Source organism: Microbulbifer maximicatervae (SeqCode) (assembly GCF_052466985.1).
The window spans coordinates 2,964,646-2,990,847 of record NZ_CP174298.1; the positions used below are offsets into that span (position 1 = coordinate 2,964,646).

General features: G+C 45.9%; 21 protein-coding genes. 3 read left to right on the forward strand and 18 right to left on the reverse strand.

The window, feature by feature from the left end; translation table 11 throughout:
* Window positions 1-743 precede the first annotated feature (743 nt).
* Window positions 744-1,271 (reverse strand): hypothetical protein, encoded by a 528-nt coding sequence (locus tag ACJJI3_RS13100; protein WP_444919032.1) that lies wholly within the window; start codon window positions 1,269-1,271, stop codon window positions 744-746.
* Window positions 1,272-1,727: 456 nt separating this feature from the next.
* Window positions 1,728-2,339: a hypothetical protein gene (locus ACJJI3_RS13105; RefSeq protein WP_444919031.1), complete on the reverse strand. Its 612-nt coding sequence runs from the start codon at window positions 2,337-2,339 to the stop codon at window positions 1,728-1,730.
* Window positions 2,340-3,309: 970 nt separating this feature from the next.
* Between ACJJI3_RS13105 and ACJJI3_RS13110 the strand changes: the two genes are divergently transcribed.
* On the forward strand, window positions 3,310-3,777 hold the full coding sequence (locus tag ACJJI3_RS13110; protein WP_444940003.1) for a transposase: 468 nt from the start codon (window positions 3,310-3,312) through the stop codon (window positions 3,775-3,777).
* Between the two features lie 262 nt (window positions 3,778-4,039).
* On the opposite strand, the gene ACJJI3_RS13115 is transcribed toward ACJJI3_RS13110, so the two are convergent.
* From ACJJI3_RS13115 to ACJJI3_RS13170, 12 genes are all read right to left on the reverse strand, one after another.
* Entirely contained in the window at window positions 4,040-4,672 is a 633-nt protein-coding gene (locus ACJJI3_RS13115) for a hypothetical protein (protein ID WP_444919029.1), read from the reverse strand.
* 764 nt (window positions 4,673-5,436) lie between these two features.
* The gene (locus ACJJI3_RS13120; RefSeq protein WP_444919028.1) at window positions 5,437-6,303 is read right to left on the reverse strand and encodes a hypothetical protein; all 867 of its coding nucleotides are present in this window, start codon (window positions 6,301-6,303) and stop codon (window positions 5,437-5,439) included.
* Window positions 6,304-6,777: 474 nt separating this feature from the next.
* Window positions 6,778-7,401: a hypothetical protein gene (locus tag ACJJI3_RS13125; protein ID WP_444919027.1), complete on the reverse strand. Its 624-nt coding sequence runs from the start codon at window positions 7,399-7,401 to the stop codon at window positions 6,778-6,780.
* A gap of 353 nt (window positions 7,402-7,754) precedes the next feature.
* Complete coding sequence (locus ACJJI3_RS13130; RefSeq protein WP_444919026.1) at window positions 7,755-8,480, reverse strand: hypothetical protein; 726 nt, start codon at window positions 8,478-8,480, stop codon at window positions 7,755-7,757.
* A 562-nt stretch (window positions 8,481-9,042) separates the two neighbouring features.
* A complete protein-coding gene (locus tag ACJJI3_RS13135) occupies window positions 9,043-9,384 on the reverse strand; it encodes a hypothetical protein (protein ID WP_444919025.1) in 342 nt (113 codons plus the stop codon).
* Between the two features lie 838 nt (window positions 9,385-10,222).
* Entirely contained in the window at window positions 10,223-11,050 is an 828-nt protein-coding gene (locus ACJJI3_RS13140) for a hypothetical protein (protein WP_444919024.1), read from the reverse strand.
* Window positions 11,051-11,618: 568 nt separating this feature from the next.
* Window positions 11,619-12,845, reverse strand: a complete 1,227-nt coding sequence (locus ACJJI3_RS13145) for a hypothetical protein (RefSeq protein ID WP_444919023.1) — start codon at window positions 12,843-12,845, stop codon at window positions 11,619-11,621.
* A gap of 396 nt (window positions 12,846-13,241) precedes the next feature.
* Window positions 13,242-13,646, reverse strand: coding sequence for a hypothetical protein (locus tag ACJJI3_RS13150; RefSeq protein WP_444919022.1), 405 nt, complete (start codon window positions 13,644-13,646; stop codon window positions 13,242-13,244).
* A gap of 1,137 nt (window positions 13,647-14,783) precedes the next feature.
* Complete coding sequence (locus ACJJI3_RS13155) at window positions 14,784-15,110, reverse strand: YceK/YidQ family lipoprotein (protein WP_444919021.1); 327 nt, start codon at window positions 15,108-15,110, stop codon at window positions 14,784-14,786.
* Between the two features lie 209 nt (window positions 15,111-15,319).
* Window positions 15,320-16,423 (reverse strand): phosphoribosylaminoimidazolesuccinocarboxamide synthase, encoded by a 1,104-nt coding sequence (locus tag ACJJI3_RS13160; RefSeq protein WP_444940004.1) that lies wholly within the window; start codon window positions 16,421-16,423, stop codon window positions 15,320-15,322.
* A 90-nt stretch (window positions 16,424-16,513) separates the two neighbouring features.
* The gene (locus ACJJI3_RS13165) at window positions 16,514-17,599 is read right to left on the reverse strand and encodes an AI-2E family transporter (protein ID WP_282934585.1); all 1,086 of its coding nucleotides are present in this window, start codon (window positions 17,597-17,599) and stop codon (window positions 16,514-16,516) included.
* Window positions 17,600-17,622: 23 nt separating this feature from the next.
* Complete coding sequence (locus tag ACJJI3_RS13170; protein ID WP_444940005.1) at window positions 17,623-17,916, reverse strand: sulfurtransferase TusA family protein; 294 nt, start codon at window positions 17,914-17,916, stop codon at window positions 17,623-17,625.
* Window positions 17,917-18,108: 192 nt separating this feature from the next.
* Between ACJJI3_RS13170 and ACJJI3_RS13175 the strand changes: the two genes are divergently transcribed.
* Complete coding sequence (locus tag ACJJI3_RS13175; protein ID WP_444940006.1) at window positions 18,109-19,617, forward strand: M48 family metalloprotease; 1,509 nt, start codon at window positions 18,109-18,111, stop codon at window positions 19,615-19,617.
* A 67-nt stretch (window positions 19,618-19,684) separates the two neighbouring features.
* Here the strand turns inward: ACJJI3_RS13175 and nadA are convergent, their stop codons facing one another.
* Window positions 19,685-20,737, reverse strand: a complete 1,053-nt coding sequence (gene nadA / locus ACJJI3_RS13180) for a quinolinate synthase NadA (protein WP_444940007.1) — start codon at window positions 20,735-20,737, stop codon at window positions 19,685-19,687.
* 162 nt (window positions 20,738-20,899) lie between these two features.
* Between nadA and ACJJI3_RS13185 the strand changes: the two genes are divergently transcribed.
* The gene (locus ACJJI3_RS13185; protein WP_444940008.1) at window positions 20,900-21,997 is read left to right on the forward strand and encodes an NAD(P)/FAD-dependent oxidoreductase; all 1,098 of its coding nucleotides are present in this window, start codon (window positions 20,900-20,902) and stop codon (window positions 21,995-21,997) included.
* Between the two features lie 171 nt (window positions 21,998-22,168).
* Here the strand turns inward: ACJJI3_RS13185 and ACJJI3_RS13190 are convergent, their stop codons facing one another.
* The 3 genes from ACJJI3_RS13190 to ACJJI3_RS13200 all read right to left on the reverse strand — a co-directional run bounded on the left by ACJJI3_RS13190 (window position 22,169) and on the right by ACJJI3_RS13200 (window position 26,183).
* Window positions 22,169-23,725, reverse strand: coding sequence for a hypothetical protein (locus ACJJI3_RS13190; RefSeq protein ID WP_444940009.1), 1,557 nt, complete (start codon window positions 23,723-23,725; stop codon window positions 22,169-22,171).
* Window positions 23,726-23,885: 160 nt separating this feature from the next.
* Entirely contained in the window at window positions 23,886-24,725 is an 840-nt protein-coding gene (locus tag ACJJI3_RS13195; RefSeq protein ID WP_444926700.1) for a hypothetical protein, read from the reverse strand.
* Window positions 24,726-24,989: 264 nt separating this feature from the next.
* Window positions 24,990-26,183, reverse strand: a complete 1,194-nt coding sequence (locus ACJJI3_RS13200; protein ID WP_444940010.1) for a hypothetical protein — start codon at window positions 26,181-26,183, stop codon at window positions 24,990-24,992.
* Window positions 26,184-26,202 lie beyond the last annotated feature (19 nt).

Here is a 26,202-nt window from a genome sequence, read left to right on the forward strand (position 1 = left end):
AAAGAAGGTAGGGAATCGGGCGGGAAATGGGAGGAATTATGGCGAAATATGGCGAGGGGCCTTAATACACCTATCGCCTTAATTTAACAGAACCGGGGAAAGGAAGAATACACTGTATTCGTCAGCAAGTTAGACGTGGATACCAATTATCGGGCTACCGGCACCTATCACAGCACACCTTGGGCTCAGTACATTTTTTCTCTGCCCAATAGGAACTTCCTGGCGCAATACCCAAAAGGCGATGCCGTTACGGATCTCACAATAAGACGCTTGGCAGTACCTTCGATCCCCTAATTTATTTTTAGCCTCTTGGAACGCTACCTTCAACGATAGCCTGGTAGCAGACGAGATCTGGTCTACTGGACTGATAAATTAATCGTCCTAGAATCCGCCCGCCACCTCGTTAGTTAGCAAAGGCACTTTCGCTAACTTGGTAACCGTTTAGACCGTTACTTAGGGAGCCTCTGAATAACTCCGTAATGCCTCTGCGGGTCTTGAAGGCTGCAGATGTTAGGCGCAGCTCGCCGTGAATGGCCGTAGCCCTTGGCAAGGGTTGCAACGCAGCAGCTGTGGCCTTCAAGGCCCGCCCTTCGGGGCTTGCAGAGCGATGCACACTCCGCGTTGCGACTTCTTGAAAGGTCTAGACATTCCTGCGAAGCCGCGCCTTGATTGTGAACCGCTCTGCATGCCAGAGATATCATGGAGTTATTCAGAGGCTCCTTAGCTTGCATATCCCTTCACCATTACAGGCCTTTCACACAGACAAACATAGTTAGTTCTAATATCTTTTTATCTAGTTCTTTTAGTTTTTCTGAGAGAGACTTAAACTCTGGATCAGCTTCTTGAATCCCCTTACTCTTCTTTTTTATTTCCTTTATTTCCAATTCAATTTTGAGCAAGAATTGAGATGCGGGCGTCGATGTTTGAGAATGTTTAGGAGAAAAATTCGGACTATCTGCCAACATCTTCTGATAATCTTCAAAATATTCCAACGACTTAGTTAACTGATATGCCTTTTCGCTTAGCGTCTCCATAAGCTTACGCTCTTGTGCTGGTTTACTAGCAGTAATTTCATTCGGAGTTTTGGCCGTGCTTGCCTCTCCCGTCATAGAGGGAGAGCTCTTTGTAAAAGCCTCAGAGGACTCATTCCTTAATTCTGCAAAAGCACTTTCACCATTTTGAGACCGCCCTTCCCTTGGTGCAGTACTTACTATAGTGGGGAGACTGGAGAGACTGGAAGTACGTCTAATATTTAAATTAGGTTCAGGCATTCTATTTATCCTATCTATACCTTAGTGTTTGCATTCAGGAACTATTATATTTATTAATTGAAGACCAAAATACAATTCTCCCGAATGCTATCCGCTTTCAAGCAACCTGTCTTTCAATTTTGACTCTGATTTTTTAGACTTTGGGCAACAATCCAGATAAATAGAAATATTCTCCTACATTCAACTTTAGGAACCTCCAAAAAAATGGTTTCCCAGTGATCTATTCGGTATAGCACAGTTAAGAAATGACTATTTTTTAAAAATCGGATTCCCTACCTATTTATTCCATTTTCACCTCCCTGAAATCTGCATTTTGCAGATTTCAGGGGCACAGGCCTTTCCAAAAACCTTTTTCTGTATTCAACCCTGAAGTGCATCAACCATATTTATTTGGACATCATACAGAACTATAGAGTCGCTAGGTTAATACCCAAATGTTGAGGAATCGCCCTCAGATCACATACTCTCAAAGTATTGTTTTTCAGAATTCACATCACCCCCGAGGGCTATAAATATACGACGTAAGTTTTGCTGCACGGCGGATACATCTTTGGCAAATTGAAGATCAGCATTAGGTCCTCTTACGTCATCACTACCATCTATTTTGTCAATTTCTTCCTTAACCCCATTGTATATGCCACGCCCTTTCTCCATTGCCTCGGCTCGCTCCCCCTCTGACATATGACGCCAGTTCAGAAGTTCTTCACGAAGCCCCATCAATTTTTTATTTAAATCAGATAAGTCAGCTCTCTTCGCCTCTAGATGATCGCTTTTTTCTTCCACTTTATTAGTATTAATTTTATTCTGTTCCAGAGGCTCACTATTTTTTGCCACTTTATTAGCATGAATTTTATTCGGAGTTTTGGCTGCATTTGCCTGTCGCCCCACCAAGGGCAACCTCTTATAAATTGCCTCCTTGACCTTTTTCCTTAAATTTGCAGCAGCACCTCCTCCCTTTTGAGACCGCTCCTCCTTTGGTGCAGTATTTTCTGCTGAGGACAAAGTGGAGACGGTGGCGACGCTGGAGCGATCGGAACAAAACTGAACATTTGAATTAGGGAAAGGCATTCTTTTTATCCTATATACTCTAGTGTTTACATTCAGGGAGCGCTCGATCTATTAATTGAGCGTCCAAGTACGATTTATCCCGGATAATACTCGCTTTTAGCCAACCCAACTTTAGGGGGCGACCCCAGATTTTAGTTTTTGGCCCAAAGGCGCCAATTACCAAAAATAAGTTTACTGACTTGGTGATCGCCTGGGCTGTCACTTAGGCTGAAGGGGGCAGGGAGACTTTGATCACTTTTGGCCTTCCGTTTGCTTGCTTGGGCTGCGCCTCTAAAATACGATTATTAAAACACAGTAGCCCCACTAATTTTTATAATCAGGTAAAGATCAACCCAAAAACCTATTTATTGCCCAGGGCTTCAAGTAACTCCGCTCTGGGAATACCCGGCATCTCCAGCTTCGCACCTAGGATATTCCCCTCAATCCTTATAGGGATGCTGGGGAAATCCATCAGTATAGGCTCCAGCAGTTCACTGATGCTTAAGTGATTAAACTAAGGGAAGTGCAAAGGAGAAGGAAGTATGACCAGCCGAGCACTCTCTGTGGCCAGTTCTCTCGGCATCCCCTCGACTCTGATGTAACTTCGCCATCTGTAAATCCGGGAAGGCTGCAATTCGAGCTGTTTAACGGTAACGCTTACACCAACCTTGAGCGACAGTACCAGGGCCGCTTTTCTATACTCCCCTGAGTATTGTTTACGAAAGGAACCTCCGAATAAGTTTGCCCCCTAAATGGGGTAGAAAAACAGCCTATCGCAAGACAATTAACGTAACACAAGCCATGCAGCAAGCCAGCTTTGCAGAGGCCGAATACCGGAACAAACGCTGCAAAACTCGCAAAGAAAAGCTCCTTGAGCAGATGGATTTATTGATTCCCTGGGGGGGCTTGAAGACAACATTGACCCCTTCTTTACAAAGCCAGGAAAGATCGCCGCCCTTACCCGTTAAGGGTCATGGTGCCTATTCACTGCATGCAACTCCTTTATAACCTCAGCGACCCGGCTATGGAGGATACTCTCTATGAGATTGAAGCCATGCGCTGCTTTGCGGGCCTGACACTCACGAAGCCCATTCCAGATAAAACCATTATTCTTAAGTTTCACCGCCTACTTGAAGCACACCTACTGGGTCGCCAGATCTTTAAAGAAATTAACAAACACCGCAAAGGAATGGGCATACTATTGAAAGAAGGCTGTATTGTAGATGCAACAATTATTAGTGCCCCCAAGCCCCAGCAAAATTCAAGAAAATACTCGCGATCCAGAACAGCAACAGAACGAGTCCTCCATGGTAAAGAAAATCGTGAAGGGCTGAAAGAACGAAAGATGGACTGGTATATGGCGATGAAGCAGAGCAAGCTAAAAACCCATCCGGGACAAGGGGCACCTGGCAAGGCGAAGGCACAGATTAGCGCTAAAGTGGAGCATCCCTATCGTTAGATCAAGTGCCAATTTGGCTACAACAAGACTCGATATCATGGGTTATCGAAAAATATGGAACGCCCACACCTGTTGGCAGGCTTTACCAACTTACTGATAGGGACAAGATACTCGGCTGCCTGGGGGCAGTGCGCCTGAAATCCGTGTGCAGCGGACTTCAGGTAGAAAATTAGAGGATCATATTGCCGAAATTGACGTTTTTCCTGAAAAACAGCCCACTTCTTGATCGACTGAGATTTCTCAGGAAAAAAGGCCGGCTTGATCAGAGGTCCCCCGAGTTCGACTTTTTAGCCTCGAGGATTTTCTTAAGCCCATCGATTTTTTTAGCTAGAGTCTCTACCGCCATCTCTGTAAGAAGGTAATATTCCCCATGCTCTTTATACTTATCTTTTAGTTCTTCTAACTTCTTTTGTTGGCCTTCCAGGTTCTCACATACTTCTCGTATATCCGAAGACTCCTTTTTGGCGTCATCTACAGAGTCTAGAAACATACGATTTATTAGCCTGAGGCTACAATCTAAACTGGCGTCTTCATTAGAATCGGAATGATTGCGCTCTAAATTACTTGGTGCTTTTGGAACATCATCTTCCAGGACGCTTTCAAGGGAGGTATTCGAAGAACTGGAACGGTTACGCTCTAAATTGCTTGATACTTTTTGGGGATCACCTGGCTGGGTGTTTTCAAGGTTATCAGCTCTATTCGGAGCTTTATAACATATCCGGGCGGGGTTTAAGCTGCTTCCCATAGAGGCTAGCATATTAGAAACTGCCTTTCGGGCCCGGCCCATTAGATTTGCAAAAGTGCCTGTGGTCACAGTGGGTAAAGCCTGATACTGACCGGCGGCCCGGCGGTTAACTACTGCTGCAGAAGCATTGGGAATTCCCGATCCAGCCATTTTATTTATCCTATCCATACTTTAATATTTACATTCAAAGAGCACTCTATTTATTCATTGAGTGCCCAAATGCGATTCTTCCCGGATACTATTCGCTTTTAACTTACCTGTCTTTTGAACCTGGACCTATTTTTTTAGCTTTTGGGCTTAAAAGCACCAGTTGCCAAGCTGTAGTGGTCAACTACGATCCATCTCAAGTGTAATATCCTGAAGATCAGCTAAAATAAATGAGGGGGCAATAGGTCCAACTGCGTTGCGTTGAACATAATCCTGGAAGGCAGGAGTGAGATATGGGTTTGATGGCTCGCCAAAACTAAAGCCAGCCAAGTTCTTTCTACCCATGCTCACAAAGCTGAATAGCTGCTGTTTGGAAGATACCTTGACTACTGGTGTAGGCGACCCATAAGGGCTAACCGCAGCAATTACGGCTAAGCGGAAGTACCTATAGCGCAACCACTGAAGCAGCAACACAAGTGGAGCGAGAACGCTTCACTAAAAAATGGGATGATACCCTCAGTAGGGTAATAAATTGTCGTTGTTCAGACTTGATCTGACAGTTATCGGTTTTTCAGGAGGTGCTCTGTCAGATCAAGTCTGGACTACTACATCTAACTACCGGCACACACTTTCAGCGCAGCTTGAAATCAAACTATTTTATCTTCTAACCCGGTTTGAACTTCCTGCCGCAATATCTAACAAACCATACCCATACAGATCTTACCAATAAAGTACAAGGGAGGCCCCCTTTCATCAACTCATCTTTTTTACTCTCTGAATGCTATACCGGTTTCCACATTCTTAATCAGCTCTTCTATTTCGTTACGCAGAGTGCCGAAACTACGCTTCGCCTCGTCTAAAGTGCTATATAGTTTATCTAGCATAGGAGAAATATCTTCAAATTTCTCAGGTAGCACAGAAGGAGCCTTTCCATCAGCAAATTTAATTTTTTGAAACTTGCGGTCGTGAGTACCCAATCGTCCTTCATATTTCTCCAGACATTTCAACCCATGGGTTAATACCATTCTTTTATATTCAAGATTCTCATAGATTTCATCCAAGGAATCTTCCCCGATTTCTTTTGAGGAACCTTCCCTCTGTTTCAGTTGGGATATTAGTTCATCATACGACCGCTGGCATTCCAGCTTTTTATCAATAGACTCTATAGCACCATTAATATCTTTTTCCAAATTTGGTAGCACTATTTTTTTTATGCCGTACAGAGTACCTCCGTCAAGAATTCCCAATTCTTGTGGTTTGGGGGGAGGAGCGGGGGGAGCAACCTTAGATTCATAAATGCCTTCCGCCTCTACCTGATAGCCGGTGAAATCAACCTTAAATATGCTTGCAAGACATTGCTTATCATCCATCGAACTTCGAGCCTCTCCACCCAGCTTGCCTTGCTCTTCAGTGAATGAAATACTCTCTAATTTATACGGAGCTTTAGAATCTATTTGGGCGGATTTTGGCCTGCTCCCCGCAGGGCCCTGTAGATTAAAAAATGCCCTCTTGGCGTTACCGATTAACTTTGCAAAAGCCCCCCGCTGAGGCAAAACTCGCCCCTCGCCGGGCTGCGGGATAGAACCCTTTGCCTTGGAAGCCACTGAAATACTGGATGATTCCGGTCCAGGCATTTATTTATCCTATCTCTACCTTACGCTCTATTTGACTTGCACACCCAGACAGCAATCTGTTTATTAATTGGGTATCCAGGCACCATTCCTTCCGAATGTTATCCGATTTAAGTTTGCCGATCTTTAAAATTTGACCACAATTCTTTATTTTTTGGTTTTAAAGGTACGTTTTTTAGCGGCTTATTAACACGGCTTAACTCCGCATCCCAGGGGGTAGCCACTCATTAGTGCCTACTTGGGGGAGGCGCCAGCTCTGCCTGCCCCCTTACCCGTTGCGCTTATTACCCGAAACCAAGGCTTATTAAGCAATTCACTCTGATAATTAATTGATGAAGGTGATCTATCTAGCTGCCCAGAATACCTCAAAAAGAATAGTCGACACCTATCCTGCACTGGATAGGTGAAAATAAATCAATTTAAATTCAATTGTGACGTATGTCTCACAGACTGCCAACAATCGGCAAGGCAGGGCGGTTATGCAGAATTATTTTCCCCCTCCGGAGTTAACTCCTTCAACGCTTTAAAATCAATATTGATCCCAACACCGCTCAATTCCTCAAGAGTAAAACGTTGCTCAAGCTTAAGCCAAGCTGGAATAACCCTATCAAGAATTGCTTTCAGATTTCCATTTTCTCTTTTCATATTGCCTTCTATATTTTTAATATTGTCTTCTAAATTTTTAATATTCCTCCGAATTTGTACGCTTTTTTCGAAACCCTCTGCAAGGTGCACTGTTCTTGTTTTCTCAAGAGCTTTATTTAACTCAGCTAGCTTCTTCTTGGAATTGTTCAACTTAACATCGCACTTGCACATAAATTCATCCAACGCCTTTATGGTTGCCCGATCTTCCTTCAACGCCTGAGCTATCCGCTCAAGCTCCCTTCCTTTACTTTCTTTATTTTTATCAATCTTTGTTAACTTTTCACCAGCACTTACTTTATTAGGAAGGGGAGTAGGGGCTTTGACTACAGGCCTTAATGCACACCTAGTTTCTTTCAGTGTTGCAGAAAACGATTTTATTGAATTTCTATCACCTTTTGACGAGAGGGCTGCTCCGCTCCGATCAATAGATTTATTGCCGATTTTTTTGATACACACTTTTTTTACCTACGTTTCACAGAGCGCCCCAACAAATCCAGAAGTAAACTTTGATACCTTGAGACACTTTTTATGATTAATTTTTACCTATGGAGCCCCTGAATAACTCCGTGATACCCTGCAAGCCCCGAAGGGCAGGCTTTGAAGGCCCGTAGAGGCATTGCGGAGTTATTCAAAGGCTCCCGATAAAGCAGAATTTATAAAAACTAATAAACAGTCATGTGCTTTATAGTCTAGTCATAGACTCCATAACTTCCTGGAGGCCACCCGTCATCTCGCTAGTTACTAAAGGCACTTTTGCTAATTGGCTAGTCGTTTATGGCTATAATTTAGACTGAAGAATGAAAGATGGACTACATCCCCTCCGTCAATATAAACTCATCATTACCTAAGTCGGATAATTCCATAGTGTAATTATTAGTAGCTTCAGTTAAATTACTCTGTAGCTCTAACATCTGACGCTTAATCTCTTTATCTTCTATTTTCTGTGCTATATACGTCTCTCCTGCTTCTTTTAAGCGCCCATGAAACCCTTCCAGCCCACGAAGAATCTGCTTTATTAGTGCCTGCTTAATACTCGGGGTTAACTCCCCTTTTAACCAGCATTCACTTTCTTTTAAAAACGCGTCAAGATCATCCCCTATTGTTTTTACTTCCTCCTCCATAAACTTTTCATTTATGGCAAGGGAGTCTCCCGAAGAACTGAAACGATTGCGCACTAATCCATCACCATCAAAGCTCGACATAAAATCCTGTTGAGCAATATTAAACTGTGCGAAGCTCAGCTTTTCTTTTATGAATTGGTTTTGCGTCTTTTTTTCAGATAAAACCTCTGCATTAGATTGACTTTTTACGAGTCTGCCTGGCTGGGTGTTTTCGCTCTTACCAGTATTGTAATGCATCCGGGCGGGGTTTAACCTTTTCCCTGTAGATGCTAGCATACTAAAAAATGTCTTTCGGGCCCGTCTCATTAAATTTGCAACAGTGCCGGTAGCCGAGTTGGGTAAAGCCTGGTGCTGCCCAGCTGTCCGATGGTTAATCGCTGCTGTGGAAGCACTGGAAATTCCTGGCACAGGCATTTTATGTATCCTATCTATACTTTAATGTTTACATTTGGGAAATGCTCTATATTTTAATGGAGCTCCCAAACACAATTCCTCCCGCATACTATTTGCTTTTAATCTATCTGTCTTTTGAATCTGGACCTAGTTTTTTAGTTTTTGAGCTTAAAAGCACCTCTGTTAGTTGCTTTTTTATCATTCAAATCCGTAGCTTTGGGCGATTCGCCGGGCAAATAGAAATATTCTTCAGGCTGCCAGTTTTGATCTTCAACCTGCTTTTTTGGGCTGCACCTTTAAAATACAATAATAAAAACCGGCACTTTGGCCGGTTTTTTATTCTCAGGTACCAATTAAGGAATCTATGAACAACAGGATATAATCCTGGCGCAGCACATCAAGCAGTTTTACGTTGGGGAGACGCCTGCCTGCCCCCTTACCCGTTGCGCCTATTGCCCGAAATCAAGTAGGCAACCAGGGGGGGGTGTTTTTCTCTCCCCGGCCTGCCTCTTCAACCTTTAGCTCTGGCAGTAGTTCGGTGGAGGTCCCGGGCCGATTGACTGTTTTAGCTGCATCCCCAAGCTTAAAAGCCTTTACCCGGCTCGCGGAAATCTGCTAGCGGATCCACGTTTAGCCAGTTAATCCAATTATCATTCTCTATATTCGATACTAGTTTTTCGAATGAGTGTTTTTGCCCATTGACTTGCCCCTCTACCTGGGTGTCTCCCGTACCTGCATTAACCTTTACTGTAGAAGCTCGTGTGGATTCCGAGGCCACGAAACGTCCTTCTCGTAAATTACTATCATCAGGGGATAATTGCTTCTGCAATCTATCTATGGTCTTTACTGACTGATCACGATTAAGGATTTCATCTTTGCTCTCCCGATCATCTCTTTCCAGGAGCCTATTCTCATCTATTAACACGACTTTTCCCGTAAGTAATGATGAGCTCTCTTTGGTGTTATCAATATTATTCGGAGCTCTATAGCATATCTGGGCGGGGTTTAATTTGCGCCCCACTGAGGATAGCAGATTAAAAAATGCCCTCCTGGCGCTACCGATTAAGTTTGCAACAGTGCTCCCCCGCTGAGGTAAAACTCGTCCCTCGCGGGGCTGTTGGACAGAGTTTCGTACTGTGGAAACCGTTAAACTTTTAGATATTTCTGGTCCAGCCATTTGTTTATCCTATTTCTACCTTGCGCTCTATTTAGCCTGTCAACCCAGAGAACAATCTATTTATTAATTGGATACCCAGGCACCATTCCTTCCGGATACTATTCGCTTTTAGCCTGCCGGTCTTTAAAATTTGACCCCGATTCTTTATTTTTTGGTCTTAAAGGTGCCTTTTTAGCGGGTTATTAACGCAACTTAACCCTGTATCCCAGGGGGCGGCGCCAGCTCTGCCTGCCCCCTTACCCGCGTTGCGCTTATTACCCGCAACCAAGCCCCAGTTGTTGGTGCATTTACTTCCAAATTTACAGAGAAACACTAAAAGCCCGTACGGGCTTTTTTCAATAGGTAGCTAAGGGCCTTTTTCTCTCCCCGACCTGCCTTTTCAGCCTCTAGCGCTGGCAGTAGTTCGGTGGAGGTCCCAGGCCAATTGACTGTTTTAGCTGCATCCCCAAGCTTATAAGCCTTCTAGCCAGGGAAGCGGTTTGGGGCAGGGGAAATACCGGCATTAGGAGCTATGCTTTTTTACCTTACGAGTCGGAATCATTTAACGGCTTTTTCTTGATCCCTTGCTAGCCTGCCAGTCCTATGATCAGGACTCTACCATATTCTGCCGCTTCTTCTTATGATCAGACGACTCTAAGACCTTCTGCACCTCCTGGTGCAGCTTGTTCTCATCCTTATTCGAAAATATGTCCTTCATCTTATTCTCTATGCCCTTCTTGTTTAGTATTTTGGGCGGGACTTCGGGGGGGCGTACCTCAGGTTCACGTTCGACTTGCCGCTCTACCTGGGTGTCTCCCGTATCTGCACTAACCTCTGCTACAAGAACCTTTAAATCGGGGTCCGCGATCCGAAAATTCCTGGCACTAGCGGACTCAGGATCCGGCTTTTGCAATATGTCAGCAGAAAATTTGGCTGCTCCCCCAACCGATTCTTCCTCATAGTTTTGAAAAAATTTGTTACACTCTTCTAAATCCTCCTTAGCAATTTTTAGAAGATCTTCAATTCTCCAATTCTGGAATTTTGGCCCCAAATATTTTTTATCTCTGGTTTGCAAAAAAATTTCTAACCTTTCTATATATTCTCTCACTTCCCCCGGGGTTCTCAAGCTTTTCTGCAAGTTCTGACTACCTCTTTCCAGGAGCCCATTCTCATCTATTAACACGACTTTTCCCATAAGTAATGATGAGCTCTCTTTGGTGTTATCAATATTATTCGGAGCTCTATAGCATATCTGGGCGGGGTTTAATTTTTGCCCCACTGAGGATAGCAGATTAAAAAATGCCCTCCTGGCGCTACCGATTAAGTTTGCAGCAGCCCCCCCCCGCTGAGGCAAAACTTGCCCCTCGCGGGGCTGTTGGATGGAAATTCTTTCGGTGGAAGCCCTCGAAATCCTAGCTAATTCGGGTCCAGCCATTTATTTATCCTATTTCTACCTTACGTTCTATTTAGCCTGTCAATCCAGAGAGCAATCTATTTATTAATTGGATACCCAGGCACCATTCCTTCCGGATACTATTCGCTTTTAGCCTGCCGGTCTTTAAAATTTGACCCCGATTCTTTATTTTTTAGTCTCAAAGAGCCTCTGAATAACTCCGTAATGCCTCTGCGGGTCTTGAAGGCTGCAGATGTTAGGCGCATCGCCGCGAATGGCCCTAGTCCTTTGCAAGAGCTGCAACGCTGCAGATGCGGCCTTCAAGGCCCGCCCTTCGGGACTTGCAGAGCGATTCACACTCCGCGTTGCGACTTCTTGAAAGGTCTAGACATTCCTGCGAAGCCGCGCCTTGATTGTGAACCGCTCTGCATGCCAGAGATATCACGGAGTTATTCAGAGGCTCCTTAAAGGTACGTTTTTAGCGGCTTATTAACACAACTTAACCCTGTATCCCAGCGGATAGCCACTCATCAGTGTCCTGCGCGGGGGCGGCGCCAGCTCTGCCTGCCCCCTTACCCGTTGCGCCTATTACCCGCAACCAAGTAGGCAACTAGGGAGTGTTTTTCTCTCCCCGAGCTGTCTTTTCAACCTTTAGCGCTGGTGCTAGTTTCTCACCTTCCTCAGGACGCTCAACATACGAGTCTTGACGGTCTTCAGGGGAGATCTGCGAAGTACCTCCCGCCTCCCGTGTGCGTTTGTCTTCCGTTGATGCAGGTTGTTCTTGTGCCTGGTGATTTCTCTTGCGACGAGGTAGGGGCAGGGGGGGCGGAGTGCGCTGGGGCTGCAGGGGGGATACTAGAGGCCAAAGCTTGGGGGGGAGCTTAGAGGACTCAGCATCAAAGAATTCGAAACACTCAGTTTTTGCTTCAGAAAGTTCCATCGCACGTAAAGCCCTATCGAAGCTACCCATAGTATTTATACGCTTAAGAGGAGGCGGTGCATTAAACACCTTAGGGGCGATTTTATGAAGCAGGTTTTCTCGCTTTATTTTCAGCTTTTTATATTTTTCATTTTCCTCTTTATATATCGCCTTTAGATCATCATACTCCTTAATACTACCAACCGGCCCTTTTATCGCACCTGAAATGATCTTCAGATCCTGAGTACGCTCCGCTAGTTTTTTGTCTATAGCCTTTAACCTTTTCACTAGTCTCTCGACGTTGGAAGGCTCTACTTCTACTTTAGAATCTTCCATCGCATCAGGAACCTGATCGAAGCTATCTCGACACTTATGATGTTCTTTATTAGGATCATCATATATCGGTTTATAGTTTTCCACGAAATCAGCATGCGACAATTCTACCTGTTTAGGAGGGGGCAGTGCTTTAAACTGCTGAATATAGATTTCCTTAAGCTCGTCTTCTTCCTTTTTCAGCTTGTTATAATTTTCTTCACCTTCTTTATATTCAAGCTTTAATCTATTGCACTCCTCAGAAGTCTTATCCGGCTGTTTTTTTATATCTTCTGAAATTAACCTTAGCTCCTTAGAGCACTCAGCAACCTCTTTTCCTTTAGCCTCGAACTCCTCCTTTGCTTTTTGTACGTCACCTAGCAAATTGTCGTTAATTTCATCAAGTCTGTTTGGAGCTTTATAACATATCCGGGCGGGGTTTAACTTGCTCCCCATGGATACCTGTATATTGGAAAATGCCTTTCGGGCCTGGCCCATTAATTTTGCCGCGGCACCTGCGGCCGACTTGACTAAGGCTCGATTCTGTGTAGCATCGGCGGGGTTAACCGCCAATTTAGATGTTTTGCTAATTACTGTTCCGGTCATTTATATACCCTACTTGCAATCTATAAGTTGTTTTTAATACCTACATCCGTGAGGCGCTCTATTTATTGATTAGGCACCAAGATACTATTGGCTTTAAGCTAGCCTGCCTTTTAAAATTGACCCAGGATTTTTAATTTTCAACCTTAAAAGCGCCTTTGTTAATTATTTTTTAAGACCCCTAAACTTCGTATCATAGAGGGACGGCAAACCGGAGAAAAACACAACTTATAGAAGCGCCCTTGAAATTGTCAATTTTGGCTTCCAGTTGGCCAGCTCGCATATCAAATAGATTGCTGTTATAGAAAACCCTTAAAACCTTGACCTAGAATATATTGCACAAAGTACAAACATCTATTTTTATTGGTTTTTTATGCCTACACTTAGGGAGCCTCAAGCTTAAAGGGTGGATTCCCTATTAATATATCCCTGATACTCTCTCCAGGATCGGAAACATTTTCGTTCCACGATTTTAGTCGCATCAGGGGCTAATTTAACCTCAACTCTCTTTAAGGTCCGTTCACCCGGGAGGGGCATTTCTTCTTCGCGCAAGAAGTTAAGCTGTAAGCCATCGGGCAAATTACGCGCTAGACGCTCCCACCCCTCGGTAAGAAAATCTCTTGACTGGTATAATTTCTCTAATTTATTTTTAGCCTTTTGATACGCTTCAAATAATTTAGCAGGCTCGCCAGAACCATCGTGAAGTCTGGTGATATCCAGCTCGTTTATAATCTCTTCTTGCTTCTCTATGTTTTTATCTAGGGTTTCTATATCTTTCGTTATTTTTGTTACATTGATTAACATGGCGTCTTCAATTTAGCAAATTTATTTGGACTTTTATAACTTACCCAGGCGGAAATTCCCCCCATGGATGCCAGTGTATAAAAAATAGATTTTTTGGGCCTGGCTCATTAATTTTCAGCAGTACTTACCGCCGAATAGGATAACTCTCGATACTGACCGGATTGCAGAGGGAGTTAACTGCAATCACAGTATTTTTAAAGATTACTGATCCGGCCATTTCCTATTCCAGTCAAGCTCTAGAAACTGTATTCGAAACCTGCATTTAGGAAACGCTCCTTTTAGTTGACACCTAAATACAATTTCAACTAAATAGTATTCAATTCTAGCCATCCCGTCTTATATATTTCGACCCGTTTTTTTAGATTATGGGCTTTTTAGAAAACTCGCCCTTAACACTGCACTATATTGCGGACAACTCAAAATGACTGTTGTTACTCGAAAATTAGCCGCCTGTACGCAATTATCTCTATTTTTACTCCCTCAAAGCCGCACCTAGCAGCTTTAAGGCTCTCCGCCTCTAAGTTGGTAGATAATTACATCCCATTAATAAACTGATCAGTACTGAAAATAAGAATATTTTCTCTAAATATCAAGAGCTCCCTTCATAGTCAAAAATTTTCTATATATAAGAATGGGCATCCTACTTTCGCGCTAACGCTATAGTTTTCTATCTACCAATTTAGCAACCGGCACTGACACCCATTTCTGTGGACTCCAGCTGGGTGGCATGCCCCTAAGAGGGCGTCGCCTGGGCATTGGCCTTTGGCCCGATTGCCGCAATGACTACCGCCAGTGCTACCACAACCAGTAACAACCAGCGCCCAGCGCCACCGGTCTTCTGACGGCAATAGTATTTCTTTCGGCAACAGCAGATCGTCTTTATGCAACCGCTGCCCGAATAACATCACCCTATTCACTGACTTCCCTCCACTTTTAAATTGGATATTGAAGTCATTAAACAGAGGGAAGCAGGCGATAGGAAAGTGGAATTGTAGCAGCCATAAAAAAACCGGCACTCACGCCGGTTTTTACTAACCTTCAGAATAACACCCAAGCCCAACCTTCTCATAGAAGCTTGCTTAGGGAGCCTGTTGCTTTAAGTAATGTGTATAAAATTGCTACGATCTTAAATGGATTCTACGAACGGATATGTTCTCGCAGTTCAAAATTTCCATATTTGCTTTGGGTGTAAAGAGTAACCGGGAGCACGGCTGTATCCAGCACGACAGAGAACATTGAGTCAACTACAGTACAAGCCAAAATGATGTTACCAAAGTTCTTGGGTTTGGAGTTCATTTTACATACATTGTAAGCCACGCCACTATATACGCGGGGCATGCTATTACAATAAGAGCCTTCCCTTGTTAAAGCACTACCCACCGCATAGTTGTCGCGGCCAACAGTTTTGACTGTACCGCAGCCGATCATCGTCAAAGCTAGGGCAATTACGATAATTTTTTTCATTTTAACTCCTTTTATCTTTATTTGATTTAGCCTAATTCAAGTAGCGAGCTTAGATTCAAACCATAGGAAAAGTTCACTTTAGGCTACCCCAGCTGAGAGTTTAATTTTGGTATCTGAGCACAATTTCTTGCCTGTTATATTCAGGGACTGAAAAAAGTAATCATCAGGCAAAGAAATTTGCAAACGTCGTTTTTTTGATCAGGCCCAGATCAATCGACCAAGCCATAATCCTTACACAACACTTCGAGCAGCTCAGCTTTGGGATTATCAGACATCTCCAGTTTCGTACCAGTAATCTTCTCAGCAATACCAATATAAGTATTAGAGAGATCCATCAACATAGATTCTGGCAGCTCATTATCACAAGCCAAAGCCGAGCGCTCATCCATGCGATCTTTGTTCAACAGGATATCGGCATCGGGGAAGTAGTTGAGCAGCGCCTGGCGAAAACCCTCTTTGGATTTCTCCAAAACCTTGCCCGCGCGGTACTGTTCGCCATCCCAGATACGGGAGGAGTCCGGAGTACCTACTTCGTCCATATAGATCAGCTTTTCTTCACCATTGGCATCGGTGACATAGCCGAATTCAAACTTGGTATCGACAAAGACCTGGTCGAGCTTTTCCAGCTCTGCGGAAATTAAATCGAAACCTTCTTTCAGCAACTTCTCGTAGAGGTCGATATCGCCTGCATTGCGGAAGCCGAACGCTCCGAAATTGTCTTCAATATTCTTGCGGGTGACATTAACGTCATCTACTTCCGGCACGCCGGGGATACCCTTGAGAATGCCTTTACTGGAGGGGGTAATGAGCAATTCAGGCAGCTTCTGGTCTTTCTGCAAGCCATCGGAAATCTCGATACCACAGAACTCCCGTTCACCCTTCTCATAGGAGCGCCACATTGAGCCGGTGATGTACTGGCGAGCGATCGCCTCGATCATAACCGGGCGCGCCTTCTGTACTATCCACACCAGCGGATGCGGGATATCCAGAATGTGGCTATCGGCGAGGCCCTGCTCTTTAAACAGCTTGAACCAGTGGTTGGAAATAGCATTTAGTGCTGCGCCCTTGCCAGGTACGCCGCGCATACCACCTTCGCCAGTCCAGATACAATCGAACGCGGAGATACGGTCGGAGATCACCATTACCGCAAGCGGAGTGTCAGGAGAAACCGGGTAGCCCTTCTCCTCAATCAGGCGGCGGCTGTCTTCTTCGCTCAGCCAGTATACGGAACGGACCTTGCCACTGTGGATAGGCTTGTCGGTGCGGATCGGCAGGTCATTATTGACCGCTAGAACTTTGTCAGCCAGGCTCATGGGCTCTCACCTATTTGAAGGGACCAAATAAAAGAAAGCGCGGCATTCTAGCAAATGCCGCAGCCTACAGACAAAGAAAGTATCGGGTAATTACTCCGAGCTTCGCCGGGCCTCCCATTCCACCTGGTGCTCATGGGTAGGCCAGGCACTCATAATGGCCTTGAGCAAGGTCGCCAGAGGAATTGCGAAGAAGACGCCCCAGAAACCCCAGATGCCGCCAAAGAACAGCACTGCGAGGATAATAGCAACCGGGTGCAGATTAACTGCCTCAGAAAACAGCAGTGGTACCAGTACATTGCCATCGAGCAATTGGATGATGCCGTATGTCATCATCAGGTATAAAAATTCATTACTCCACCCCCACTGGAAAAGCCCAATAGCCGCAACGGGGATAGTGACAACCGCTGCACCGATATAAGGAATCAACACACTGAAACCCACGGCTACTGCCAGCAACAGGGCGTAGTTCACCCCCAGTAACAGAAAGGCGGCATAACTGACAGCAGCCACAATGCCAATTTCTATTACCTTACCGCGCACATAATTGGCCACCTGATCATTCATCTCATGCCAAATCTGGTGGAGCATGGGCCGCTCTTTCGGCAGGAAAGAGGTGCACCAGCGGATCAGCTGTTCCGCATCCTTAAGGAAGAAGAACACCAGGATCGGCACCACTACAACGTAAATCAGCAACCCGGCAAAAATGGGTAGGTTGGTAAGCGAGAAGGCCAGCAGTGTCTGCCCCAGGCCGCCCAGTTCACTGCCAAGAGTATTGAAGATCTCATCGATCTGCCCGGCAGAAATTAAGCGCGGATAGCGCTCAGGAAGTAACAATAAAAGCTCCTGGCCGCGCTGCACCATATTGGGCAACTCTGCCCCAAGCCGCACCAGCTGGCGCCAGATAATAGGCAGTACCACAAATAACAGGGCCACAATAGTGCCCACCAACACCAAGCAGGACAGGGTAACCGCCAGCCAGTGTGGCACACGCCAAGACTTCAGCTTTTGCACCATACCCTGCATCAGGAAGGCGATCACCAACGCGGTGAATACCGGGGCTAGCACAGCGCCCAGAGTCGCCAGGACCACCAGGGCCAGGGTCAATATTAAAACCAGAAGCACCACTTCTTCCTGACTGAAGTAGCGGTTCACCCAGCCTTTTACAATCGATAACATAGACTCTCGGGATTTATCTTTATTCATTTGCCAGCGTACAGCCAATATTGAAAGGTATTATTACGTCGCTCAGCGCGGAGCAGGGACCGGCCACTTAAAGATGCAAAACTGTGGAAGTCTCGCCAGGACCCTTCATCAGTGGCCAGCACACAAAGCAGCGTTCCCTCTGGGTATTCCCGCAATGCCCGGCGCATGGCCAGTAACGGTTGTGGGCAGGGCAGATTTCTTGCATCCACAATAGTGGCCGTATCCCAGTTCGGTATCTGGGTATCGGGCTGATTGGTAGAAGAAGTTACTGACATTGCCTTTTTAGTCACAAACCAGAATTGCCGGGGATTATAGCGCGAACCAGACGCCATAACCCGCGCAGGCTTTACGCTTTTTAACTTTCCGCCTGGCGCAAGTGTGAACCTTTTATGGTCCACTAAGTCCAATCCTCGACAGTCCAACGGGGTAGCGTATAGAGTTGGACTATAGATCCTTCATGGACAGACCGAGCAGTAATCAAGATGACTGATTCCAAAAACAGCCTGCTTCACCGAACGCGCCCCTCAGCTATCCTCCATCGACTTCGCGCAGGACTGCGAAGCCTGGGTATGGGGTTGTTACTCGGCGCAGTCCCGTTTGCTGCCATAGCGGACAGTGATGAAATCCGCCTCCCCGAACTGGGAGATAGGACCAGCGGTGTCGTATCGCACACCCAAGAAAAAGAACTGGGGCAGATGTGGCTGCGTATTTTTCGCAGTCAGGTTCGCACTTCCAGCGACGCCCTGATCCAGCAATTTGTCGAAGGCATGGTCAAGGAATTGGCCGAATACAGCCCGCTGGAAGACAAAGAAATTGATGTTGTCGTAGTAAACAACAAAACCATGAACGCCTTTGCAGTCCCCGGTGGAGTCATGGGGGTCCATACCGGCCTGTTTCTGTTTGCAGAGCGTGAAGACCAGTTTGCATCGGTAGTTGCCCACGAATTGGGCCACCTCAGCCAGCGGCACTACGCCCGCTCTCTGGAAGCACAGCGCAATAGCACAATTCCCACCTTAGCCGGTATGCTCGGTGCCCTGGTTCTGGCTGCCACCGCCGGTGGTGAAGCGGGAATAGCAGCTATGAGCGCGACCCAGGCTGCAGCCCTGGATAACCAGCTGCGATTTAGCCGCAAGAATGAGCAAGAAGCGGACAGAGTCGGGATTGATACCCTGGCCAAATCCGGGCGTGATCCAGAAGCCGCCGGAGAAATGTTCGAGCAAATGCTCAAGGCCACACGCTACTACCAGCGCCCGCCGGAATTTCTCCTTACCCACCCCGTTACAGAAAAGCGTATTGCCGACGCTAAGTTGCGCGCTCAGCGTATGGATAAAGTGGCTCCCAGCGAGGACCTGGATTATCACCTGATGCGCGCCCGGGTACGGCTCGCCACAGAACCAACGCCGCAGCAAGCAGTAAAACGCTTTAGCGCAGAGCTGATTGGTATCAATGATAATGAGGATGCTGCCCGTTACGGCCTCGCCCTGGCCCAAGTAGCCGCAGGCAAGCCCGATTCAGCGCTGGACACCTTGCAACCCCTGTTAGAAAAGACCCCCTCAAAAGCAGCCTATGTGCTGGCCCGAGCGGATATCGATCTGGTCCGAGAAGACTACAGCAGTGCCACCAAGCGACTGCAGTGGGCCCTCGATCGCAATCCGGGAGACCACGCCTTAATCATGGGCCTGGCCAATGCCCACTTTAAAGCCGGTAACTACCTGGCTGCAGAGCGCCTGCTGGCGAAATATAGCCGTACGCGGAAGAAAGACCCGGCAGTTTGGTACCTATTGGCGGAGACCCACGGATTAGCCGGAGATATTGTTGGCGTGCACGAGGCCCGGGCTGAGTATTACATCCTCAACGGCATATTCGACAAGGCTATTCAGCACCTGCGCCATGGAATTCGCATGTCAAAAGACGATTACCAGGTCAATGCCATCCTGGAACAGCGCCTCAAAGATGTGCTGAAAATGCAGGAAAGAATCGAGGAGCTGTAACTCCCCCCAACAAAAAGAGCGGCCACTGGCCGCTCTTTTTGTTTACTCACCGCTAATCCCTCAAGAGCTAACCTTTGCGGAAATCCAACATCCGCTGCAGCGGGATCATCGCCTTGCGCCCCAGTTCCGGGTCCACAAAGATCTCATTATCCCCGCGCTCCAGTACACCGCAGAGGTTCTCCAGAGAGTTCATCGCCATCCAGGGGCAATTAGCACAGCTGCGGCAAGTGGCTCCAGCACCGGCGGTTGGCGCCACCATTAGCTCTTTGTCTGGGCACTCCTGCTGCATCTTGTAGAAAATGCCCTGATCGGTAGCCACAATAAAGCGCTTCTCTGGGCGGGTCTTGGCAGCATTAATAATCTGTGAGGTAGAACCTACAACGTCGGCCAGGGCTACCACAGAGGCGGGAGATTCAGGATGCACTAGAACCACAGCATCCGGGTAGAGGGCCTTTAAGTCCTCAACCCCCTTGGCTTTAAACTCTTCATGCACAATACAGGAACCGTCCCATAACAGTACGTCTGCGCCTGTTTCCCGCTGGACATAGCCGCCGAGGTGTTTGTCAGGTGCCCAAAGGATTTTTTCGCCATTGGCATCCAGGTGATCCACTACATCCAGCGCAATACTCGAGGTCACCACCCAGTCCGCCCTGGCTTTTACCGCAGCAGAAGTATTGGCATAAACCACCACAGTCCGGTCCGGGTGCTGATCGCAAAAGTCAGAGAATTCTTGCGGGGGGCAGCCGAGATCCAGGGAGCAGGTTGCCTCAAGGGTCGGCATCAGTACTTTCTTGTTCGGGGTAAGGATCTTGGCGGTCTCACCCATAAACTTTACTCCGGCCACTACCAGAGTATCGGCCGAGTGCTTAGCGCCAAAACGGGCCATTTCCAATGAGTCAGAAACGCAGCCACCGGTTTCCTCTGCCAAGGCCTGAATCAAGGGGTCGGTATAGTAGTGTGCGACCAATACTGCATTCTGTTCTTTCAACAAGCGCTTGATGCGCTCGCGCCATTCTTGCAGCTCTTCTTCGCTATATTGAGACATTACCGGCTCCGCCAGGTGCGCTTGCACCAAAGAGCGAGAATCTACCTTGTCTGCGGCAATGGACTTATGAGTCATGACTAACTTCCAGTCGCGGAAAAGCGCGCATTATAGCGCAATGAAACGACACCACCACGCACCCTTTCGACAGCAATTTTAATCTGGCGTTACAGGCAAAATAGGCCGAAGGGAGTCAACCTGGTCACCTCAGAAAGTACACATTTCGGCAACAGGACCGCTATGGAGATTTTGGATACCGTGATAGTCGGGGCTGGGGTATTAGGGCTTGCCTGCGCCTACCAGCTGAGCCGCGCCGGCCACAAAGTGTTGGTACTGGAACAACACAGCGCCATTGGAACTGAAACCAGCGCGCGCAGTAGCGAGGTTATTCACGCAGGCCTCTACTATCCAACAGACAGCTTGAAAGTCCGCGCCTGTGTTAAGGGTAAATCCATGCTGTACCAATTTTGCCAAGAATACGCGGTGCCCCATAAGCAAATCGGCAAACTGGTAGTCGCCACCGATAAAGCACAGCTTGCGCAATTGAGAGACCTCAAAAATCAGGGGGATACTAATAACGCTGGCGGACTTCGATTACTAAGCGCCTCTGAAGCCCGATCTATGGAGCCGGAATTACAATGTGCCGGTGCCATTTACTCTCCGACGACCGGCATTATCGATAGCCACAGCCTGATGCTAGCCCTTGAGGGTGCCATGGAAGCCAGGGGAGGAGAAGTTATACTTGCGAGCAAAGTTGCGCGAATTGAAATATCCAGCGGCACTTGCCAACTCGTGATGGAGGATGGCTACAAACTGAAAACCTGCAATCTAATTGTGGCCGCAGGCCTCCACACAAGCTCGCTAGTGGGGACGATAAATAGCGAAGCTATAAAACGAGAAATCCCCACCACGTATTTTGTTAAGGGCAGTTACTTTACCCAGTCAAGTAAGGTGCCTTTTTCACACTTAATTTACCCTCTACCTGAAAGTGCCGGTCTGGGTATTCACCTCACTCTGGATTTGGCTGGAGGTGCGCGCTTCGGTCCGGATGTGGAGTGGGTCGAGACCATTAACTACCAAGTGGATCCGAGTAAACTAAATACATTTTATGACAACATCCGTCGCTACTGGCCTGGAATATCAAAGAATACTTTACGGCCTGGCTATGCGGGCATTCGCTCCAAAATTGTACGCAGGGGCCACCCCGCTGGTGATTTCCAGATTTATCACAAAAGCCTATCGGATAAATCTCAGTTAGTGGCATTTTTTGGAATTGAATCCCCCGGGCTGACCTCTTCACTGTACCTCGGAGAAGTAATCGTAAAAATGATTTGCTAATTATTTATCCACTGGAAGAGAAATTCTGTTTAACTCAAACAATCACAACGAAAGCAGAAAGAATACGCTATTGAAGTGATAAAGTAGGAATAGTATTTATCCACCAATCACCTACATCAGGTTCAACATAAACCCCAGGGTATTCTTTCCCTCTAGCTTTTACGGTGCGAATTACTGAATAATCATACCCATATTTCCCGTACCCAGCTGTGTTGCCAGTGCGGTTTGGAAATCATTCACTTGAGTGGTGGTATGAGTATTTAAAGTACCTGATTGAGAGGTGGTGCTGGCGCTACTGGAAACCCCAGTTTGGCTAACATCAACCGTATTCATATTTCCATCTTGGGTAATGGTGATATTGGATGATGTGACATCCGTTTGTAACACCATCAGAAAATTTGATGTGCCAGTTTGCAAAGTAGTCACACTACTCAGATCAACCAATGTATCTTGCTCAACATCAGCGGTATTATCCGTTCCCGATTGGGTGATATCAATCACACTATTACTAATAAATTCGTCCTGTTCAGCATCCACCATATTGGTGGAACCACTCTGAAATACCGTCAATGTTGAAGAGTCTACAAAATTACTTTGACTAATATCTACTTCATTCATACTACCGTTTTGTATAACAGTCGCGGCTGTTGAGGAAACGTCTTCCTCTTGACTTACCCCGGCTTCATTGTTATCGCCAGTTTGGTTAATAGTGATAAAACTCTGGGAAACCAGGTCTTCCTGATCTACAAACATTCCATTGTCATTGCCGTTTTGGGTAACAATGATAGAGCTATTTGAAATCTCATCACCCTGATCTACGTCTGCCTGATTACTTGCACCTGATTGAAAAATGCTCGCGGTAGACGAATCAACAACTGAAGCCTGAACTATATCACCATCATTTGAAGAGCCCAGCTGTATAATAGTCGCGGTGGATGAAGTGATATTGCTAAACTGATCGACATCTAAAACATTATCATCGCCAACTTGATTAACAATAATAGTGCTAGCCGAAATTACAGTCGACTGTTGTGCATCTGCATCGTTCATATCACCATTTTGAACACCACTAATCGTGCTGGTATCAATTAAGTCTTCCTGCTCCAATTCGGTTCTGTTTGTTGAGCCCACCTGAGATGAGATTACACTACTGAAACTAACTTGGTTATCCTGCCTGGATTCAAATTCATTATCAGTTCCCGACTGGGTTGCGACCACAGAACTATTACTCACGATATCCCCTTGTGGGACCACTGCATCGTTCATATCCCCTGTTTGAGTGATCAACACCAGGCTCTGGGTGACTCCCTCCTCCTGATCAAGGTCCGCATCGTTGGAATTGCCAAATTGGTTGACCGTTAAACTGGATGATTCAACTGTATTCTCCTGAAAGGACTCAGCCTGATTCATATCCCCCTGTTGATTAATTGTGTTATTAGCTGCATTAACATTTATATCCTGAATCGAACTTGCCTCATTGTTATCTCCAATTTGTATGTGTGTAATCACACTATTGGTTGTATTATTCACCTGTTCCGCATCAGAGACATTTCCAGTTCCATCTTGAATAACCACAATCTGATTATCTGTAACCGAAGGATCAGACTGGTCAATTGTGGCTGCATTCATAGAGCCCTGCTGGGAGACACTGCTGACATTACTGTCTGCTAAAGCCCCACAGTGAATCACGGCCAACACTGCCGCAGCCAATGGCTTCATAAACTTCATAGCAAATTCCTTTTCAAAAAAATTACCGACCAAACTACTGAGCAGGGGACTTCCTCACAAGGATAACGAGGAATTCATAACTATTTAGCACTATCAATCACAATTAAAAATTATGAATTAACAATAATAAATACAGGCATAATTTTATGGCCTTGAAATTCTACTGCATAATACTTCCCGTATTACCCCCCCCCACTTGGCTAGCAATAGCCACCTGCCCATCATTTGTTTGTGTCGTGACATGAATATTGGAAGAACCTATCTGGGAGACAGTGGCCAATCCAGTACTTAGCCCCAACTGAGAGACTTCTACATAATTCATATCACCACTCTGGAAGGTGGTAATAGAGGAGAAAAGAGCAAAGCCCTGCCCTACCAATGCCTCGTTGAGAGTTCCATCTTGCTCAACACTAATAAAGCTTGATTCAGTTAAGTCTCCCTGAAATAACTCGGCACTATTTTCACTCCCAAGTTGATTAATTAGCCCAGTGCTATTAAGCGCAAAATCCTCATGGATTGCTTGTGCAAAGTTCATTGTCCCAGTCTGAGTAACAGCAACAGTTCCCTGTATCCCCCCAACATCCACCTGGGCAGCAATACCCTCATTATTTGAACCGGACTGGATAACAGAGGCACTACCTGCAACAACAAAGTCATCCTGAACCACCCAACCGAAGTTGCCATCGCCAGATTGACTAATTAGAGCTGTACTTTCTGAGACTTCTGCAATTTGCTCCAGAATCGCCTCATTCATCAAACCCGATTGCTCCACCGTGCCCATATTCAAATCTGTAAGTGCCCCCTGTAAAACAGACACTTGATGTGAGTCTCCGGTTTGGGTTATTGAAACGGTATTATTGGTGCTGGTAGGATTAGACTGATCTACTGTTGCCAGATGTCCGTCGCCATCCTGGTCAATATCAGTCGTATTATTACCGCCCATAGAGTGACCACTAAAAGTGAGCGCAGCTATTGCAGTAACTGAAGTCCAAACTTTCATTTAACTAATTCCTTATCCATAGATTTCACCTCTTGCGTTAAGCAAATGCACAGCACAACGCCCCCAAATCAAAACCTGAACTCTCTTTGGAAAGTAGAGTTAAAGGCCTATATCAGATAGACGAAAATCAATAGGAGGAAACATTTTTACCTCCTTGAAAATGATTATCTGATCCTAAAATACAAAATTGAAAAATACATGGAGCTCCGCAGTCGCATTGCAGCGATCCGTATTCACACTAAAACCGCGAAGCCCCTATCCAATTTACTGAAAAATAAATCCAATATTTGAAATACCATTTTGCGTCGCAATAGCAGTTTGCGAATCGGACAATTGCTCGGTTGTATGTTGATTTAACTCACCTATTTGGGTGGTTGTAGCAACACTGAGCATATTTCCCTGCTGGAGCACACCTGCAATATTGCTAATGCCATCTTGAAGTATGGTTCCTGTAACCGAGCTTGCAGTAACTTGTCCAAGCATCGCCTCATTCGAAGTCCCCGATTGAGAAATCGATGCTAATGCTGCTGATGTTCCACCTGCCTGCTGGGTAACTCCCATGTTCATCAAGCCCAATTGACTGACATTTCCAACACTTGTATCAACTATTGCCTGCTGAACTCCGCCACCAAAGTTTCCATCTCCAACCTGATTTACGTTTACAGAACTGTTCTCGACACTATCTTGCTGCAATGAACCAGCAAAGTTTCCATTACCTACCTGAGTAATAGAGACAAAGCTGGTAGTGATTCCATTTTCTTGATCAGAGTCGACCTCATTCATATCCCCAGATTGCAGAACACTTATAGTGGAGGAGAACACCCCCATTATTTGTTCACTGACAAAGAGATTTTGATTGCCAATTTGATCGACAGAAATAGTGCTAAACTCCACAACGCTTTGCTGACCGATCTGGGCCATATTGTCATCGCCAATTTGATTTAGGATGACATCACTTCCCAGTATATCGAAGACCTGCCCCATTATGATCGCATCATTCATATCGCCAGTTTGAGTCACCGCGATACTAGATGCTTCGGTATCAGTCTGGGTGATGGTCATAAAGTTCATTTCCCCAGCTTGATTTAGTTCCTGGGTAGAACCAAGTGATTCAAGTTGCTCCGCTGTCGTATCGTTATTATTCCCAATCTGGTTAATTTCTAGCGAACTTGACTCAGTCATAAACTGCTGGAAAGACTCGGCCATATTGCCATCACCCTCTTGGTAGTGGGTCATGGTATTGCTTACGGCATCGCTCGCCTGGGTCGATGACGAAGAGTTTGCATCGCCAATCTGGGTAACATCTATCAGGTTCCCTATGGCCGTAGGGTCAACCTGATTGGCGTTCGCTGTATTACCGACTCCCTGCTGATCTATTAACGTCGTATTATTACTGGCCATCGCACTTCCACTCACTGCGACCAATATAGCTAGAGCTACAGGCTTCAACTTCCTCATAATTCAATCCTTCATTAAC